Annotated in this window: 11 protein-coding genes; 8 read left to right on the forward strand and 3 right to left on the reverse strand. The window is 68.0% G+C overall.

What is annotated here, in order from left to right:
• Nucleotides 1-52: 52 nt before the first annotated feature.
• On the reverse strand, nucleotides 53-2,197 hold the full coding sequence (locus tag ACESMN_RS11770; RefSeq protein ID WP_373053795.1) for an FAD-dependent oxidoreductase: 2,145 nt from the start codon (nucleotides 2,195-2,197) through the stop codon (nucleotides 53-55).
• A 218-nt stretch (nucleotides 2,198-2,415) separates the two neighbouring features.
• On the opposite strand from ACESMN_RS11770, the gene ACESMN_RS11775 reads away from it, so the two are divergent.
• The 4 genes from ACESMN_RS11775 (at nucleotide 2,416) to ACESMN_RS11790 (ending at nucleotide 6,534) form a co-directional block, all read left to right on the forward strand.
• Nucleotides 2,416-3,105, forward strand: coding sequence for a DUF3047 domain-containing protein (locus tag ACESMN_RS11775; RefSeq protein ID WP_373053796.1), 690 nt, complete (start codon nucleotides 2,416-2,418; stop codon nucleotides 3,103-3,105).
• 42 nt (nucleotides 3,106-3,147) lie between these two features.
• Nucleotides 3,148-4,110 carry an arsenosugar biosynthesis radical SAM (seleno)protein ArsS gene (arsS, locus tag ACESMN_RS11780; RefSeq protein WP_373053797.1) on the forward strand — a complete coding sequence of 321 codons (963 nt, stop codon included), beginning with the start codon at nucleotides 3,148-3,150 and terminating at the stop codon, nucleotides 4,108-4,110.
• 484 nt (nucleotides 4,111-4,594) lie between these two features.
• Nucleotides 4,595-5,041 (forward strand): sulfur globule family protein, encoded by a 447-nt coding sequence (locus ACESMN_RS11785; protein ID WP_373053798.1) that lies wholly within the window; start codon nucleotides 4,595-4,597, stop codon nucleotides 5,039-5,041.
• A gap of 212 nt (nucleotides 5,042-5,253) precedes the next feature.
• Nucleotides 5,254-6,534, forward strand: a complete 1,281-nt coding sequence (locus ACESMN_RS11790; RefSeq protein WP_373053799.1) for an Nramp family divalent metal transporter — start codon at nucleotides 5,254-5,256, stop codon at nucleotides 6,532-6,534.
• A 67-nt stretch (nucleotides 6,535-6,601) separates the two neighbouring features.
• On the opposite strand, the gene thpR is transcribed toward ACESMN_RS11790, so the two are convergent.
• Nucleotides 6,602-7,177, reverse strand: coding sequence for an RNA 2',3'-cyclic phosphodiesterase (gene thpR, locus ACESMN_RS11795; protein ID WP_373053800.1), 576 nt, complete (start codon nucleotides 7,175-7,177; stop codon nucleotides 6,602-6,604).
• 231 nt (nucleotides 7,178-7,408) lie between these two features.
• Between thpR and ACESMN_RS11800 the strand changes: the two genes are divergently transcribed.
• The gene (locus tag ACESMN_RS11800) at nucleotides 7,409-8,308 is read left to right on the forward strand and encodes an AEC family transporter (RefSeq protein WP_373053801.1); all 900 of its coding nucleotides are present in this window, start codon (nucleotides 7,409-7,411) and stop codon (nucleotides 8,306-8,308) included.
• A gap of 23 nt (nucleotides 8,309-8,331) precedes the next feature.
• On the opposite strand, the gene ACESMN_RS11805 is transcribed toward ACESMN_RS11800, so the two are convergent.
• The gene (locus ACESMN_RS11805; protein WP_373053802.1) at nucleotides 8,332-8,979 is read right to left on the reverse strand and encodes a TIGR02281 family clan AA aspartic protease; all 648 of its coding nucleotides are present in this window, start codon (nucleotides 8,977-8,979) and stop codon (nucleotides 8,332-8,334) included.
• 273 nt (nucleotides 8,980-9,252) lie between these two features.
• On the opposite strand from ACESMN_RS11805, the gene glcD reads away from it, so the two are divergent.
• The 3 genes from glcD to glcF all read left to right on the forward strand — a co-directional run bounded on the left by glcD (nucleotide 9,253) and on the right by glcF (nucleotide 13,389).
• Nucleotides 9,253-10,752, forward strand: a complete 1,500-nt coding sequence (gene glcD, locus ACESMN_RS11810; protein ID WP_373053803.1) for a glycolate oxidase subunit GlcD — start codon at nucleotides 9,253-9,255, stop codon at nucleotides 10,750-10,752.
• A gap of 320 nt (nucleotides 10,753-11,072) precedes the next feature.
• Nucleotides 11,073-12,155, forward strand: coding sequence for a glycolate oxidase subunit GlcE (gene glcE / locus ACESMN_RS11815; protein ID WP_373053804.1), 1,083 nt, complete (start codon nucleotides 11,073-11,075; stop codon nucleotides 12,153-12,155).
• A gap of 1 nt (nucleotide 12,156) precedes the next feature.
• Complete coding sequence (gene glcF / locus ACESMN_RS11820; protein ID WP_373053805.1) at nucleotides 12,157-13,389, forward strand: glycolate oxidase subunit GlcF; 1,233 nt, start codon at nucleotides 12,157-12,159, stop codon at nucleotides 13,387-13,389.
• The last annotated feature ends 4 nt before the right edge of the window (nucleotides 13,390-13,393 follow it).

The following is a 13,393-nucleotide window of genomic DNA, read 5'->3' on the forward strand; positions in this document are numbered from 1 at the left end:
CCCCCCGCATCGCGGCCAGAGGCCGCTCCCACAGGGGTCGCACCAGCGCCTTCTATCCCAGGCGCCAGGCGTGGAAGCGCTGCAGCCAGCGCAGTACCCGTTCGGGCTTGTGCGCCTTCTTCCACTCGCCGGCCGCGTACTTGTTGGCCTCGGCCATCGTCGGGTAGATGTGGATCGTGCCGAGGATCCGGTTCAGCCCCAGCCCCGCCTTCATCGCCAGCACGAACTCGGCAATCAGGTCGCCGGCGTGATTCCCCGCGATGGTCACGCCGAGAATGCGGTCCTTGCCGGGCGGCGTCAGCACCTTGACCTGCCCCCGAGCCTCGCCGTCGGCGATTGCGCGGTCGAGGTCATCGATGCCGTAGGTCGTGACCTCGTAGCGGATCCCCTTCGCCTTCGCCTCCTCCTCACTCAGACCGACCCGGGCAATCTCGGGATCCGTGAAGGTGGACCAAGGGATCACGGAGTAATCCACCCGGAAGCGCCGGAACATGCCGAACAGCGCGTTCACCGACGCAAACCAGGCGGTGTGCGCCGCGACATGCGTGAACTGGTACGGCCCGGCGGCATCGCCGCAGGCGTAGATGTTCGGATAGGTGGCCTGCAAGTACTCGTTCACCTCGATCGTGCGATCGGTGCGGATCCCCAGCGTGTCCAGGCCCATCCCCTGCAACCGGGCCGCGCGCCCGACGCAGACCAGGATCTCGTCGAACGGGATCGACTGCTCACCGTCCGGTCCTTCGACCAGCACCCGCTTCCCGTCCTCGCCGACCTCTACCCGGCGGGCCTCACAACCGAGCCGCAGCTCCACCCCCTCCTCGGCAAAGCGCTGCATCAGCATCTGCGAGAACTCCGGGTCCTCGCGCGGCAACAGCCGCTGGCCGCGCTCGACCTGGGTCACCTGGGCACCGAGGCGCTGGAAGGTCTGGCTCAGTTCGCAGCCGATCGGCCCGCCACCGAGCACCACCAGACGGCGCGGACATTCGCGCAGGTCCCAGACGGTCTCGGAGGTCAAAAAGCCCGTCTCCCGGAGGCCGGGGATCGGCGGCACGAAAGGTCCGGCGCCGGTGGCCAGCACGATGGAGCGCGCCGTCAGGGTCCGCCTGGTGCCATCGGCGCCGGTGACCTCGACGGACCAGGGCGATACCAGCCGGGCGTCGCCCTCCAGCACCTCCACGCCCAGACCCTCGTAGCGCTCACGCGAGTCGTGGGGAGCGATCCGTGCAATCACCCGCTGCACGCGTTCCATCGCCTTCCCGAAGTCGAAGTCGGCCTGCGCGGATGCCACCCCGTAATCGGATGCATGCCGGATGTCCTCCAGCAGACGGGCAGTCCGGATCAACGCCTTCGACGGCACGCAGCCGGTGTGCAGGCAGTCGCCTCCCATCCGGTGCCGCTCGACGAGGGTGACCTTCGCGTTCACCGTGGCCGCGATGTAGGAAGAGACGAGCCCGGCAGCGCCGGCGCCAATCACGACCAGGTTGCGGTCGAAGCGGCGCGGGCGTTCCCAACCCCGGTACATGCGCCGGCGCCGCAGCCACTGCAGCACACGGCGCGCCAACAGCGGGAAGATCCCCAGCAATGCGAAGGAGAGGATCAGGGTTGGCGACAGGATGCCCTCCGGGCCCTCCAGCTGCCCCAGCTGGGTACCGGCGTTCACGTACACCGCAGTGCCTGCCAGCATGCCGACCTGCGACACCCAGTAGAAGGTCCAGGTCCGGATCGGGGTCAGTGCCATCACGATGTTGATCAGGAAGAACGGGAACACCGGCACGAGGCGCAGCGCGAACAGATAGAAGGCGCCCTCCCGCTCGACGCCCCGATTGATCGCGCGCAGCTTGTCGCCGTAGCGCCGCTGCACCGGCTCGCGGGCGATGAAGCGCACGATCAGGAAGGCCAGCGTTGCGCCGATACTCGACGCAAAGGAGATCATGAGCAGGCCCCAGGCGAGCCCAAAGACCCCGCCGCCGGCCAGGGTCAGGATCGTCGCGCCGGGCAGCGACAGCGCGGTCACCAGCACGTACACGATGAAGAAGAGCGCGCTGGCCAGGAATGGCCGTGCATCGCGGAAGGCCTCGATGTCACCCTGCGCGGCCTTCAGTGTGTCGAAGTCGAGAAGGCGTCCGAGATCGAAGACGAAGAAGGCCGTGATCAGGACGACGACCGCCGCCACAAGGATCCATCGTGTCCGGTTCATGCGTTCCTCTTCCCTGGTCAATGACTGTGGAAACCCGCCGCCGGCGGCATCGGGAATGCGCCGGGTTGATGTTGCCCCCGGATTCCCTTTCACCGTGAGCATAATGGCAATGCGGGATGGGTCCTATCCGGGTTTTCACGGATTACACGGCGCCCCGCGGTTCGGCATCATCCGGGGTGACTCGAAACAGCGGAAACACGAACCCGGGATCGCGTCCGATGGACAAAGCACACATGGCTCGAACCGACAATCCGGCATCCGCACGCCTGCTGCCCACTGCGAGTGCGACCCTGACCGCGCTGGCCGCATTGGCACTGTCCGCGGCTGTCCCGGCAGCCCCTGTCTTCGGGCCCGAAGACATCATCGGCTGGGAGCCTCACTCGTTCGAGGGCGTGACCGACTACCGCCTGGTGAGGACGCACGGAAGAACGGCCGTGCAGGCCACCTGCACCGAGGGTACTGCGTCCGGTCTCTTCTACCGCCGCGACATCGATCTGACCGAGACCCCGGTGGTGGAGTGGGAATGGCGCGTGGAGGAGACGCTGACCGGGATCGACGAAACCACCCGCGACGGCGACGACTACCCGGCCCGCCTGTATCTGGTCGACGAGTCCCGCCTGCTGCGCTGGCGCACCCGTGCCCTTAACTATGTGTGGAGCAGCACCACCGAGCGCGGACGTGACTGGCCGAACGCCTTTGCGTCCCAGGCGCACATGATTGCCGTGGCCACGGGCAGCGACGCCGGGGCAGGCTGGCGCACGGAGCGGCGCAACGTGCTCGAGGACTTCCGCCGCTATCATGGCCACGAGCCGGGGCGCATCAACGCCGTCGCGGTGATGACCGACTGCGACAACACCGGTCAGGAAACCCGCGCCTGGTACGGCAATATACGGTTCCTGCCGGAGTAACGGCAGGATTGCCCCGACTCCCCAGCCCGGAGCGGACGGATCATGGCAGAGACCGAGACCATGCGATTGCTGGCCGACTTCCCGGAGATCCGGCGCGGTCGACTGACCACCGTGCAGGCCAACCTCGGTTATGTCTGCAACCAGACATGTTTCCACTGTCACGTGAACGCAGGCCCCAACCGCAAGGAGGTCATGCAGCGCGAGACCATCGAGGACATCCTCGCCCTGATCGGCCGCGCGGGCATCGAGACCCTGGACCTGACCGGCGGCGCACCGGAGCTGAACCCGCATTTCCGTCATCTGGTGACCTCGGCCCGCGCGATGGGCGTTGAGGTGCTCGATCGCTGCAACCTCACGATCCTGTCGCAGCCCGGACAGGAAGACCTCGCGGAATTCCTCGCGGCCAACCGGGTCACGGTCGTTGCCTCCCTGCCCTGTTACCTGGAGGAGAACGTGGATGCCCAGCGGGGCGACGGCGTGTTCGAGAACAGCCTGTCGGGACTGCGCCGGCTGAACGCCCTGGGCTACGGCCGGCCGGGTTCGGGCCTGGAACTGGATCTCGTGTACAACCCGCAGGGCCCGGAGCTGCCTCCGCCGCAGGATTCCCTGGAGAGGGCGTATCACGAACACCTCGCGACGCACTACGGGATCGTTTTCAACCGGCTCTTCAGCATCGCCAACATGCCGATCAACCGCTTTGCGAAGACGCTTGCCCGCAAGGGCGAGTACAACCGCTACATGCAGACGCTGCGTCTCGCACATCAGGAGGCCAACCTCGAACAGGTGATGTGCCGTTCCCTGGTCTCCGTGGACTGGCAGGGCTTCCTCTATGACTGCGACTTCAACCAGATGCTGCACATCCCGCTTGGCGCAGGAGGTCCCCCGCGCCGGCACATCCGGGATCTGGATCCGCTTGCACTGACAGGTGCGCCCATTGCCGTGGCCGATCACTGCTATGGCTGCACCGCCGGTCAGGGCTCGAGCTGCGGCGGCGCGCTCGGCTGAGCGCGAGACAACCCCTCGTGACCGTTTCCGGGTCATGCCTCCGCATGGCGCGCCAGAGACGAATGAAGGCTGCACCGGGATGATTCGCGATCTCGCGACATGGGCTGTATGATGCGCGAGAGCGTGCGGGATCGATTCGGCCTTCATGGAAACGATGGTGCACTCTCGGTCTCAGACAAATCGCTGGATAAATCGTCTTTAAAGCTCTGAAAAGGCAATCAAAAGGCATCCATTCATTGCAAGCCCTGCGTTTAAGAACCCGATTTCATTCGATTTTTTCGAAACGACGCTTGCAATCACCTATCGGTTTCCGTAACCTGCACATATTAGATAGTTCTAATGGACCGATCGGAGACGCTCCCGACACGGAGCGGGGTCGAGTCTAGAGCGCAGGTATCAACAGCAGTGTTCCACCCTTGACGCTGCCCGCGGACTCGCGGAACCAGAGGGCCTGTTACCCAAACCACAAGAAGGACTTTCAATTATGCGTAATTCCCTCAAGCTTCTCGCCACTGCCGCCGTGATCGGCGCCTTTGCAATCCCGATGCATGCCAGCGCCCAGTGGGGCGGCCCCGGCTACGGTGGTCCCGGTTACGGCGCTCCTGGCTATGGCGGTCCTGGTTACGGTTACGGTGGCCCTGGTTACGGCTACGGCGGCCCGGGCTATGGCCGCGGTCTCGGCGACATGTTCGGCATGGGCGACATGTTCAGCGACTTTGACATGAGCGCCCGCGGCAGCGGCCGCAGCCATGGCTACGGCCGCGGCGCCGGCGATGGCTACGGCTACGGCCAGCCCTACGGCGGCTACGGCCCGGGCTACGGGTACGGCGCCCCCTACGGTGGTGCCCCCGCCGGCGCCCCGATGATGCCTTACGGCCAGCCGCAGCAGCAGCAGCAGCAGCCGCAGGGTGAAGAAGGCAACGCCGAGTAAGTCTGTCTCGGTCACCAGCTGACGCTGGGACAGGCCCGGTCCGTGCTCGGACCGGGCCTTTTTTGTGCCCGCAATCCGGGGCGGCCGAAGGGCCAGGGTGCAGCCTCGAGCGCGGGCCGGGCACGAAGGGGTCAGACTCCGGGCCGGAGTGAAAAATCGCCGCGCATCGCTTATCGTGCCCAGCCACCCAGACCCGCGAAGGGCCCGCCGTGATGTCGTCTGCCTCCATGCCCACGCTGCGTGCGGCGATGGGCCCCGGCCTGCTGATGGCCGGGGCCGCGGTGGGGGTGTCGCACCTGGTGCAGTCCACCCGGGCCGGTGCCGAGTACGGGCTGCTGCTGCTGCCGCTGGTACTGCTTGCCTGCCTGCTGAAATACCCGTTTCTCGAGTTTGGCCCACGATACGCGGCAGCCACCGGCGAGAACCTCCTGATCGGGTACCGGCGTATCGGCCGTTGGGCCCTGGGGCTCTTCGCGGTGATTACCTTTGGGACCCTGTTCATCATCCAGGCGGTGGTGACGGTCGTGACCGCGGGACTCGCCGGGCTGGTCTTCGGTCTGGAGGCCTCGCCCGCCACCCTGTCGGCCGGGATCCTCGGCGCCTGCGTGCTTCTGCTCGCGATCGGCAACTACCGCGGACTCGATCTCGTGATGAAGATGGTGATGGCCGTCCTGGCAGTCTCCACGGTGGCGGCGTTGACGCTGGCGTTGGGTGACCAGCCTGACTGGTCCGGCCTGGCGGGCTTCGATCAGGGACCGCGGCTGTGGAGCGCCGCGGGCTTCGCCTTCCTGCTGGCACTGCTCGGCTGGATGCCCATTCCCCTGGATGTCGCGGTCTGGCACTCCCTGTGGACCCAGGAGCGGGCACGGGAGACGGGCCGGATACCCCCCCTCTCGCACGCGTTGACCGATTTCCGGATCGGATACATCGGTGCCACGCTGCTGGCTGCAGCCTTCCTGCTGCTCGGCGCACTGCTGATGTACGCCAGCGGTACGGGCTTCGCGGACTCGGCGGTCGGCTTCTCGGCGCAGCTGGTGGAGCTGTATGCCGGATCGCTCGGTGAGTGGAGCCGCCCCCTGATCGCGGTGGCCGCACTGAGCGTGATGTTCAGCACCACGCTGGCCGTCACCGATGCCTACCCGCGAGTTCTCTCCGCATTGCTGGCCGTGGCGCGCTTCGGCGCCGAGGATGCCCGCGCCAGGCGTCCTCACCACCCCTGGAGCTACCGTGTCCTCCTGCTGGTCGTGGTCGCCGGTGCCTTGCTGATCCTGCACCTTTCCGGAGCACGGTTCACCCAGCTGATCGACTTCGCCACCACGGTATCCTTTCTCTCCGCACCGGTGCTGGCGTGGATCACCTTCCGGGTGATCACCGACGCGCACGTTCCCGAACATGCCCGGCCCGGAGCAGGAATGCGCGCGCTCTCCTGGGCCGGCATGGTCTTCCTGACCCTGTTCTCGATCACCTGGATCGGCTGGCGCCTGCTGGGCTGAGGACGAAGGACGGCACGACCGGGGGAAGGAGGATCCAAGGCGCATACGGGGCCTGCCCGGGTGCGCGTCAACCGCTAAGGACCCAGCTGTGCAGCACCCGGTAGGGTCCCGGATGTCCGCCCTGCCCCGATTCGATCAGCACCATCTCCCGAGGGCGCCAATCCAGCGGCTCGATGGACACCGATTCGAAGCGGGTGACGAATCGGCGCAGCGTCACGTGCGGTCGGAACGGGCGGTCCTCCATTGCCACGCCGGTGGCCCGGCACAACTCATTGAGTCGGACGGCGAGCGCCTCCAGCTCGGGCTCTGCCTGCGCGGGCCCGACCCAGGCTACCCGCGGGCGCCGGAACCAGCCGAGCTCCTCCAGCACCAGGCGGATCTGCGGCAACCGCAACGCATCGGTCCGCTCCACCATTTCCGCCACCTTTCCTGCAGTCACGGTGCCGGGGAATGCCAGGGTCAGATGCAAATGTTCCGCCGGCACCGGGCGCCCATTCGCCGGCATCCTGCGCGCAAGCGCAGAGAGTGACGCCCGCAACCCCGCGTTGGGCCAGAGGGCGAAGAAAACGCGTTGCTCGGATACCCTCTCCGTCATCGGAGATCTCCAGCGATCGGGCCATGCAGAAGGTTCTTGCAGGGCCATCCCCGCCACCCCACTAGGTTAGGATGAAAGACAGTCCACGGAAGAACACCGATATCATGGAAAACGAAGGGCATTCAAACTCCTTTCAGTATCTCTCCGTGGCGCGCCCCTCAGTGTCAGGGGTCGCCACCCGCCTGATCCGCAAACCCCGGCCCGGCGATCCGTGCCTGCCGCCACGCCCGCGGAGGCGCGGTCCGATCCTGGAGTACCGGATCCTGCTACCCGGCGGCCATGCCTGAAGGCCTCGTCATCCTGCTGCCCATCGTCTCGCTGATCGCGCTCGGCCACCTGCTGAAGCGCATCGGAATCTTCGCGATCGGTGTCTGGAGGGGCGTCGAGGCGCTGGTCTACTACCTGCTGTTCCCGGCACTGCTGTTCGGCACGCTCGCCAGCCGGCCGATCGACCTCGGGGCGGGCGGCACGATGATCCTCGTCGGCTTCGCCTTCATGCTGGCCGGCATGCTGCTGGGTCTGGCCGCACGCCCCGTGCTCTCGCCCTCCCCCCGGTCCTTTGCCTCGATCTTCCAGTGCTCGTTCCGCTTCAATACCTATATCGGCATGGCCCTGCTGGGCGGGGTCTTCGGCGCGGACGGGATCGCGGCCTTCGCGCTGCTGGCCGGTTTCGTGATCCCGCTGGCGAACGTTGCGTCGGTCTGGGCCCTGGCGAGCCACGGCCGGCAGCCCATTCTGCATGAGCTGGTGCGCAACCCATTCATACTGGCCACCTTCAGCGGACTGGGCTGGTCGGCCCTCGGCCTGCCCCTGCCCGATCCGGCCCTGGCCACACTGCTCTTCCTCGGCGAGCCGGCCCTGCCGCTCGGGCTGCTCGCCACCGGCGCCGCCCTGACCTTGCTACGCGAACCGCGCCAGAAGAAACTGGTGGCCTACTTCGTCGCGGCGAAGCTCGCGGCCGTGCCCGCGATCGCGCTCGGCCTGGCGGCGTTGACCGGGTTGCAGGGCGAATACCTGGTGGCGGCGGTGATGCTGGCGGCACTGCCGCCGGCCTCCTCCGCCTACATCCTCGCGACCCGCATGGGCGGAGACGGCCCGCTGGTGGCCGCAACCGTCGGGACCGCGACGTTGACCGCAGCCTTCACACTGCCGCTGTGGCTGATGGCGCTCGGCCTCTGACTACAAGATTCGGACCGGGCGGTTCAGCGCGCCCGCAGCACCAGGAGAGAACCCTCTTTCTGCATGTCGACCCGCCCCAGAAAGCTCATGCCCAGCAGTGCGGTTGCCGGGCTTTCCCCGGGCAGCACCACTGCCTCGACGCGGTCAAGTGCCAGCCCGCCCACCTGCACCCGATCGAGCAGGATACGCCGACCCGTGACGATTCCCGACGCCGTCTCCACCGCCACCTCCACACCGCCGGCCGGCCGCAGATTCAGGCGCCGGGCCTCGGCGTCGCTCAGCGTGACCAGGGTGGCCCCGGTATCGACGACGAAGGTGACGGTCTGCCCGCTGATCAGGCCGCGGACAATATAGCCGCCCCGGGCATCCGGCGGGATCCGGAGTTCGGCGTCGGTGCGCTGGTAGACGCCCCCGAAGCGGCCGCGCTCCAGCGTCAATTCCCGACGCTGCCCCTCGTACTCGACCAGGGCCGCCTCGCTGGTCGCCCGCAGCAGATGCACCCCCTGTGGCCCCGTCTGGCCGTCGCGCAGCATGAACCGCTCGCCATCCATCGCGAACAGCGCGCGGCCCTCGAACAGACCCTGCACCCGAAGCTCCGCCGCACCCGCCACCGGCAACAGCGGGCACAACAGAAGGGTCAGGATCCGTCTTGCCCAACGCCGCCTGTGCATTGCAGAAACTCCCGAGGATTCAGCCGGCCCCCATGAACCCACAAACCGCGCGATCACGCAAGGGCGAGGGCGCCCGACGCCGGCATCGTGCGCCATGCCTGGCCAGCCGCGGATTCCGGAAGCGCCGTGGCCGGCACCGGACGCTGTTGCCGCGGTTCCCCGCCGGGAATGCGGGTAACGGGACGCGACGGTACCCTTGGCGCTAGAGTACAGGCGCAGTTGCAAAGGCGTTACACAGATGGCGACGCTCGCCACAGCGATTCAGGAATTCCGATGAACATCCTTTACGACGAGAGGCTCGACGGACCGCTGCCCGCGGTTGATCCGGAGCGCGCCCTGGAGCGCCTGCGCGCGGCGCTGCCGGGCTTGACCCTGCTGCACCGCGACGAGGACCGAAGGCCGTTCGAGTGCGATGGGTTGTCGGCCTACCGCGTGATGCCGATGCTGGTCGCGTTGCCCGACACGATCGAACAGGTCGAGGCCCTGCTCCGCACCTGCCACGAACTCGGGCTGCCAGTGGTCACTCGCGGTGCCGGTACGGGCCTGTCGGGGGGCGCGCTACCGCTGGAGCAGGGCGTGCTCCTGGTGATGTCGCGTTTCAACCGGATCCTCGAGATTGACCCGGATGCACGCATCGCCCGCGTGCAGCCGGGCGTGCGCAACCTCGCGATTTCCGAGGCCGCCGCTCCGCACGGACTGTATTTCGCTCCGGATCCCTCTTCGCAGATCGCCTGCTCCATTGGTGGCAATGTCGCCGAGAACGCGGGAGGGGTGCACTGCCTGAAATACGGGCTCACCGTGCACAACGTGCAGGCGCTCGAGGTGATCACCATCGAGGGCGAGCGGATGACCCTCGGCTCGGAGGCCCTCGACGCCCCGGGATTCGACCTGCTGGCCCTGTTCAATGGATCGGAGGGCATGCTCGGCGTGATCACGGAGGTCACGGTGAAGCTGCTGCCGCGCCCGCAGAGTGCCAAGGTCATCATGGCCAGCTTCGACGACCTCGAGAATGCCGGCAAGGCCGTCGGCGACATCATTGCCGCAGGGATCGTGCCGGGCGGGCTGGAGATGATGGACAATCTCGCGATCCGCGCCGCCGAGGACTTCATGCACGCCGGCTACCCGGTCGACGCCGAGGCGATCCTGCTATGCGAGCTGGACGGAGTCGAGGCTGACGTGGCGGACGACTGCCAGCGCGTGCGGGAGGTCCTCGCCGCGGCCGGCGCCACCGGCATCACGCTGGCCCGCGACGATGCCGAGCGGGCCCGCTTCTGGGCCGGGCGCAAGAACGCCTTCCCCGCGGTCGGCCGCCTGTCACCCGACTACTACTGCATGGACGGGACCATCCCGCGCCGGGAGCTGCCCCGGGTGCTCAAGGGCATTGCCGGGCTCTCCGGCGAATCCGGCCTTCGCGTCGCGAACGTCTTCCATGCCGGGGACGGCAACCTGCATCCGCTGATCCTGTTCGATGCCAACGAGGCCGGCGAACTGGAGCTCGCGGAGCGCGTCGGCGGACGCATTCTCGAACTCTGCGTGGAGGTCGGCGGCACCATCACCGGCGAGCACGGCGTGGGCCGGGAAAAGATCAACCAGATGTGCACGCAGTTCGATGCCGACGAGATCACCCTGTTCCACGCGCTGAAGGCGGCATTCGACCCGCGCACCCTGCTCAACCCGGGGAAGAACATCCCGACGCTGGCCCGGTGCGCCGAATACGGTGCGATGCACGTGCACAACAACCAGCTGCCCCACCCGGAACTGCCGAGATTCTGATCCATGTCCCGCAGCCGCGCCTGCACGTCACCGCGAAAGCTCCCCCTGGAGTGCGGGGCCCCGGCCCCGATGCCGCCCTGGTCCCGGAGGGCTTCACCGCGTCCGGAAAAACGGTTTCAGCCGCCGCATTCCACACCGCCGGCCGGCGACGGAATCCGCGGCTCGGGCATCCACACGCCCGACTGCGCTGGTCGGCGATCACCCGGCACCATGGCGGGACGAGCCTCGGAACTCGCGGCAGATGATGCGTATTCGGACTCCCTTCGGGGCATGTCCTTGCCTTCGGTGGCTCCCTGTTCACCTTGCCACCGGGATGGTCGATGAGTGACGGCCTCAGCAACCCGGCTGCGGAGCGCGACCTGGCAGAGGAATTCTGCGCGCAGGTCGCCGCCGCGGACCGCGCCGGCAGCCCCCTGCGCATCATGGGCGGCGGGACCAAGGCCTTCTACGGGCGCGAGGTCGACGGAAGCCCGCTCGACGTGACCGGGCACCAGGGCATCACCCACTACGATCCGGTGGAGCTCGTGGTGTCGGTTCGCGCCGGGACGCCTGTCTACGGACTCGAGCAGACCCTGGCCGAGGCGGGCCAGCAGCTGCCCTTCGAACCGCCGCACTTCGGAGCCGCCGCCACCGTCGGCGGCATGGTCGCCACCGGACTCTCGGGTCCGCGTCGTCCCTGGAGCGGCGCGGTGCGCGACTTCGTGCTGGGCACGCGTCTCATCACCCGGGAAGGCCGGCACCTGCGCTTCGGTGGCGAGGTGATGAAGAACGTCGCCGGCTATGACCTCTCCCGGCTCGTCACCGGTGCGCAGGGCACCCTCGGCGTGATCACCGAGGTGTCGCTGAAGGTGCTGCCGCGGCCGGGCGCTGCGCACAGCCTGCAGCTGCAGATGCCGCTGGCCAGCGCGCTGACGAAGCTTGCAAGGTGGGGCCGCCAACCGGTTCCGCTAACCGGCGCGGCCTGGCACCACGGTTTCCTGTACCTCCGCCTCGAGGGGGGCGCGCGTTCCGTGGATGCCAACCGTGCGCGCCTTGGCGGTGAGGCGCTGGACCCGGCCTTCTGGCAGGACCTGCGCGAGCAGCGGCTTCCGTTCTTCTCGGACGCCGACACGCGACCGCTGTGGCGGCTGTCGATTCCGCAGGTGACGCCCCCGCTGGAACTGGAGGGCGACTGGCTGTACGACTGGGCGGGCGCGCAGCGCTGGCTGCGCAGCGACGCCCCCGCGGCCAGCATCCGCGAGGCGGCGGCGCGGTCAGGGGGGCACGCCACCTGTTACACCCCGGGCATCACCGATCCGTTCACGCCACTCACGCCGGTACTGGCGAAGTACCACCGGCAACTGAAGGCACGGCTCGATCCGAACGGTATCTTCAACCCCGGCCGCCTCTACCCGGACCTCTGAGATGCAGACCCGATTCAGCCCGGAACAACTTGCCCAGGCCCATATCCGCGAGGCCGACCGCATCCTGCGCAGCTGCGTGCACTGCGGCTTCTGCAACGCGACCTGCCCCACCTACCGCCTGCTGGGTGACGAGCGTGACGGCCCGCGCGGGCGGATCTATCTGATGAAGTCGCTGCTGGAGAACCCCGGCGACCCGGAGATTGCGACCGAGCAAACGCGTCTGCACCTGGACCGCTGTCTCACCTGCCGCAACTGCGAGACCACCTGCCCGTCCGGCGTGGAATACGGCAAGCTGGTGGACATCGGTCGCGCCGAGATCGAGGCGCGCGTTCCGCGCGGGCCGGGCGAACGGACATTCCGGGAGCTGCTGCGCCGGAGCATGGTGCAGCCGCGGGTGGCCTCGATGCTCTTTGCCCTGGGACGCGCCGCGCGGCCCATGCTGCCGGGCACCCTGCGCGAGAAGATCCCGCCGCGTCCGGCCGCCGCCGGGCAGCGGCCCGCCGCGGCGCGGCATGGCAGAAGAATGCTGATCCTCGAGGGCTGCGTGCAGCCGGGCCTGTCGCCGAACACCAATGCCGCGACCGCAAGGGTGCTGGACCGCCTGGGCATCAGCCTGGTCCCGGCACCCCGGGCGGGCTGCTGCGGTGCGCTCGACTACCACCTCAACGCCCAGCGCGATGGGCTCGACCGTGCGCGGGCCAATATCGACGCGTGGTGGCCGGCCATCGAACAGGGGGCCGAGGCCATCGTGCAGACCGCGAGCGGCTGCGGCGCCTTCGTGAAGGAATACGGCCATCTGCTGGCGGATGACCCGGACTACGCGGATCGCGCCGCCGAGGTCAGCCGCCGGGCACGGGATCTGGTCGAGGTCCTCCGCGAAGAGCCGCTGGAACGGCTGAGTATCCGTGGCAACCGGGAGATCGCCTTCCACAGCCCCTGCACGCTGCAGCACGGGCAGCGCCTCGGTGGTGCGGTGGAAGAGGTGCTCGAACGGCTGGATTTTCGACTGACCCCGGTCCCGGACGCGCACCTGTGCTGCGGCTCGGCGGGCACGTATTCGATCACCCAGCCCGAGCTGGCACGCAAGCTGCGCGACGACAAGCTGCGGTCCCTCGAGTCCGGCGGGCCGGAGGTGATCGCCACCGCGAACATCGGCTGCCAGAATCACCTCGCCAGCGCCGGGCGCACGCCGGTCCGCCACTGGATAGAACTGGTGGACGAGGCCATGGCCTAGTGGG

Origin of the sequence: Thioalkalivibrio sp., from assembly GCF_041690275.1 — a bacterium.
Lineage (GTDB): Bacteria > Pseudomonadota > Gammaproteobacteria > Ectothiorhodospirales > Ectothiorhodospiraceae > Thioalkalivibrio.

Coding starts and splice junctions, on each gene's coding strand:
- ACESMN_RS11770 (WP_373053795.1), bottom strand. CDS start 2,197: ATGAACCGGACACGATGGATCCTTGTGGCGGCGGTCGTCGTCCTGATC.
- ACESMN_RS11775 (WP_373053796.1), top strand. CDS start 2,416: ATGGACAAAGCACACATGGCTCGAACCGACAATCCGGCATCCGCACGC.
- arsS (WP_373053797.1), top strand. CDS start 3,148: ATGGCAGAGACCGAGACCATGCGATTGCTGGCCGACTTCCCGGAGATC.
- ACESMN_RS11785 (WP_373053798.1), top strand. CDS start 4,595: ATGCGTAATTCCCTCAAGCTTCTCGCCACTGCCGCCGTGATCGGCGCC.
- ACESMN_RS11790 (WP_373053799.1), top strand. CDS start 5,254: ATGTCGTCTGCCTCCATGCCCACGCTGCGTGCGGCGATGGGCCCCGGC.
- thpR (WP_373053800.1), bottom strand. CDS start 7,177: ATGGCCCTGCAAGAACCTTCTGCATGGCCCGATCGCTGGAGATCTCCG.
- ACESMN_RS11800 (WP_373053801.1), top strand. CDS start 7,409: ATGCCTGAAGGCCTCGTCATCCTGCTGCCCATCGTCTCGCTGATCGCG.
- ACESMN_RS11805 (WP_373053802.1), bottom strand. CDS start 8,979: ATGCACAGGCGGCGTTGGGCAAGACGGATCCTGACCCTTCTGTTGTGC.
- glcD (WP_373053803.1), top strand. CDS start 9,253: ATGAACATCCTTTACGACGAGAGGCTCGACGGACCGCTGCCCGCGGTT.
- glcE (WP_373053804.1), top strand. CDS start 11,073: ATGAGTGACGGCCTCAGCAACCCGGCTGCGGAGCGCGACCTGGCAGAG.
- glcF (WP_373053805.1), top strand. CDS start 12,157: ATGCAGACCCGATTCAGCCCGGAACAACTTGCCCAGGCCCATATCCGC.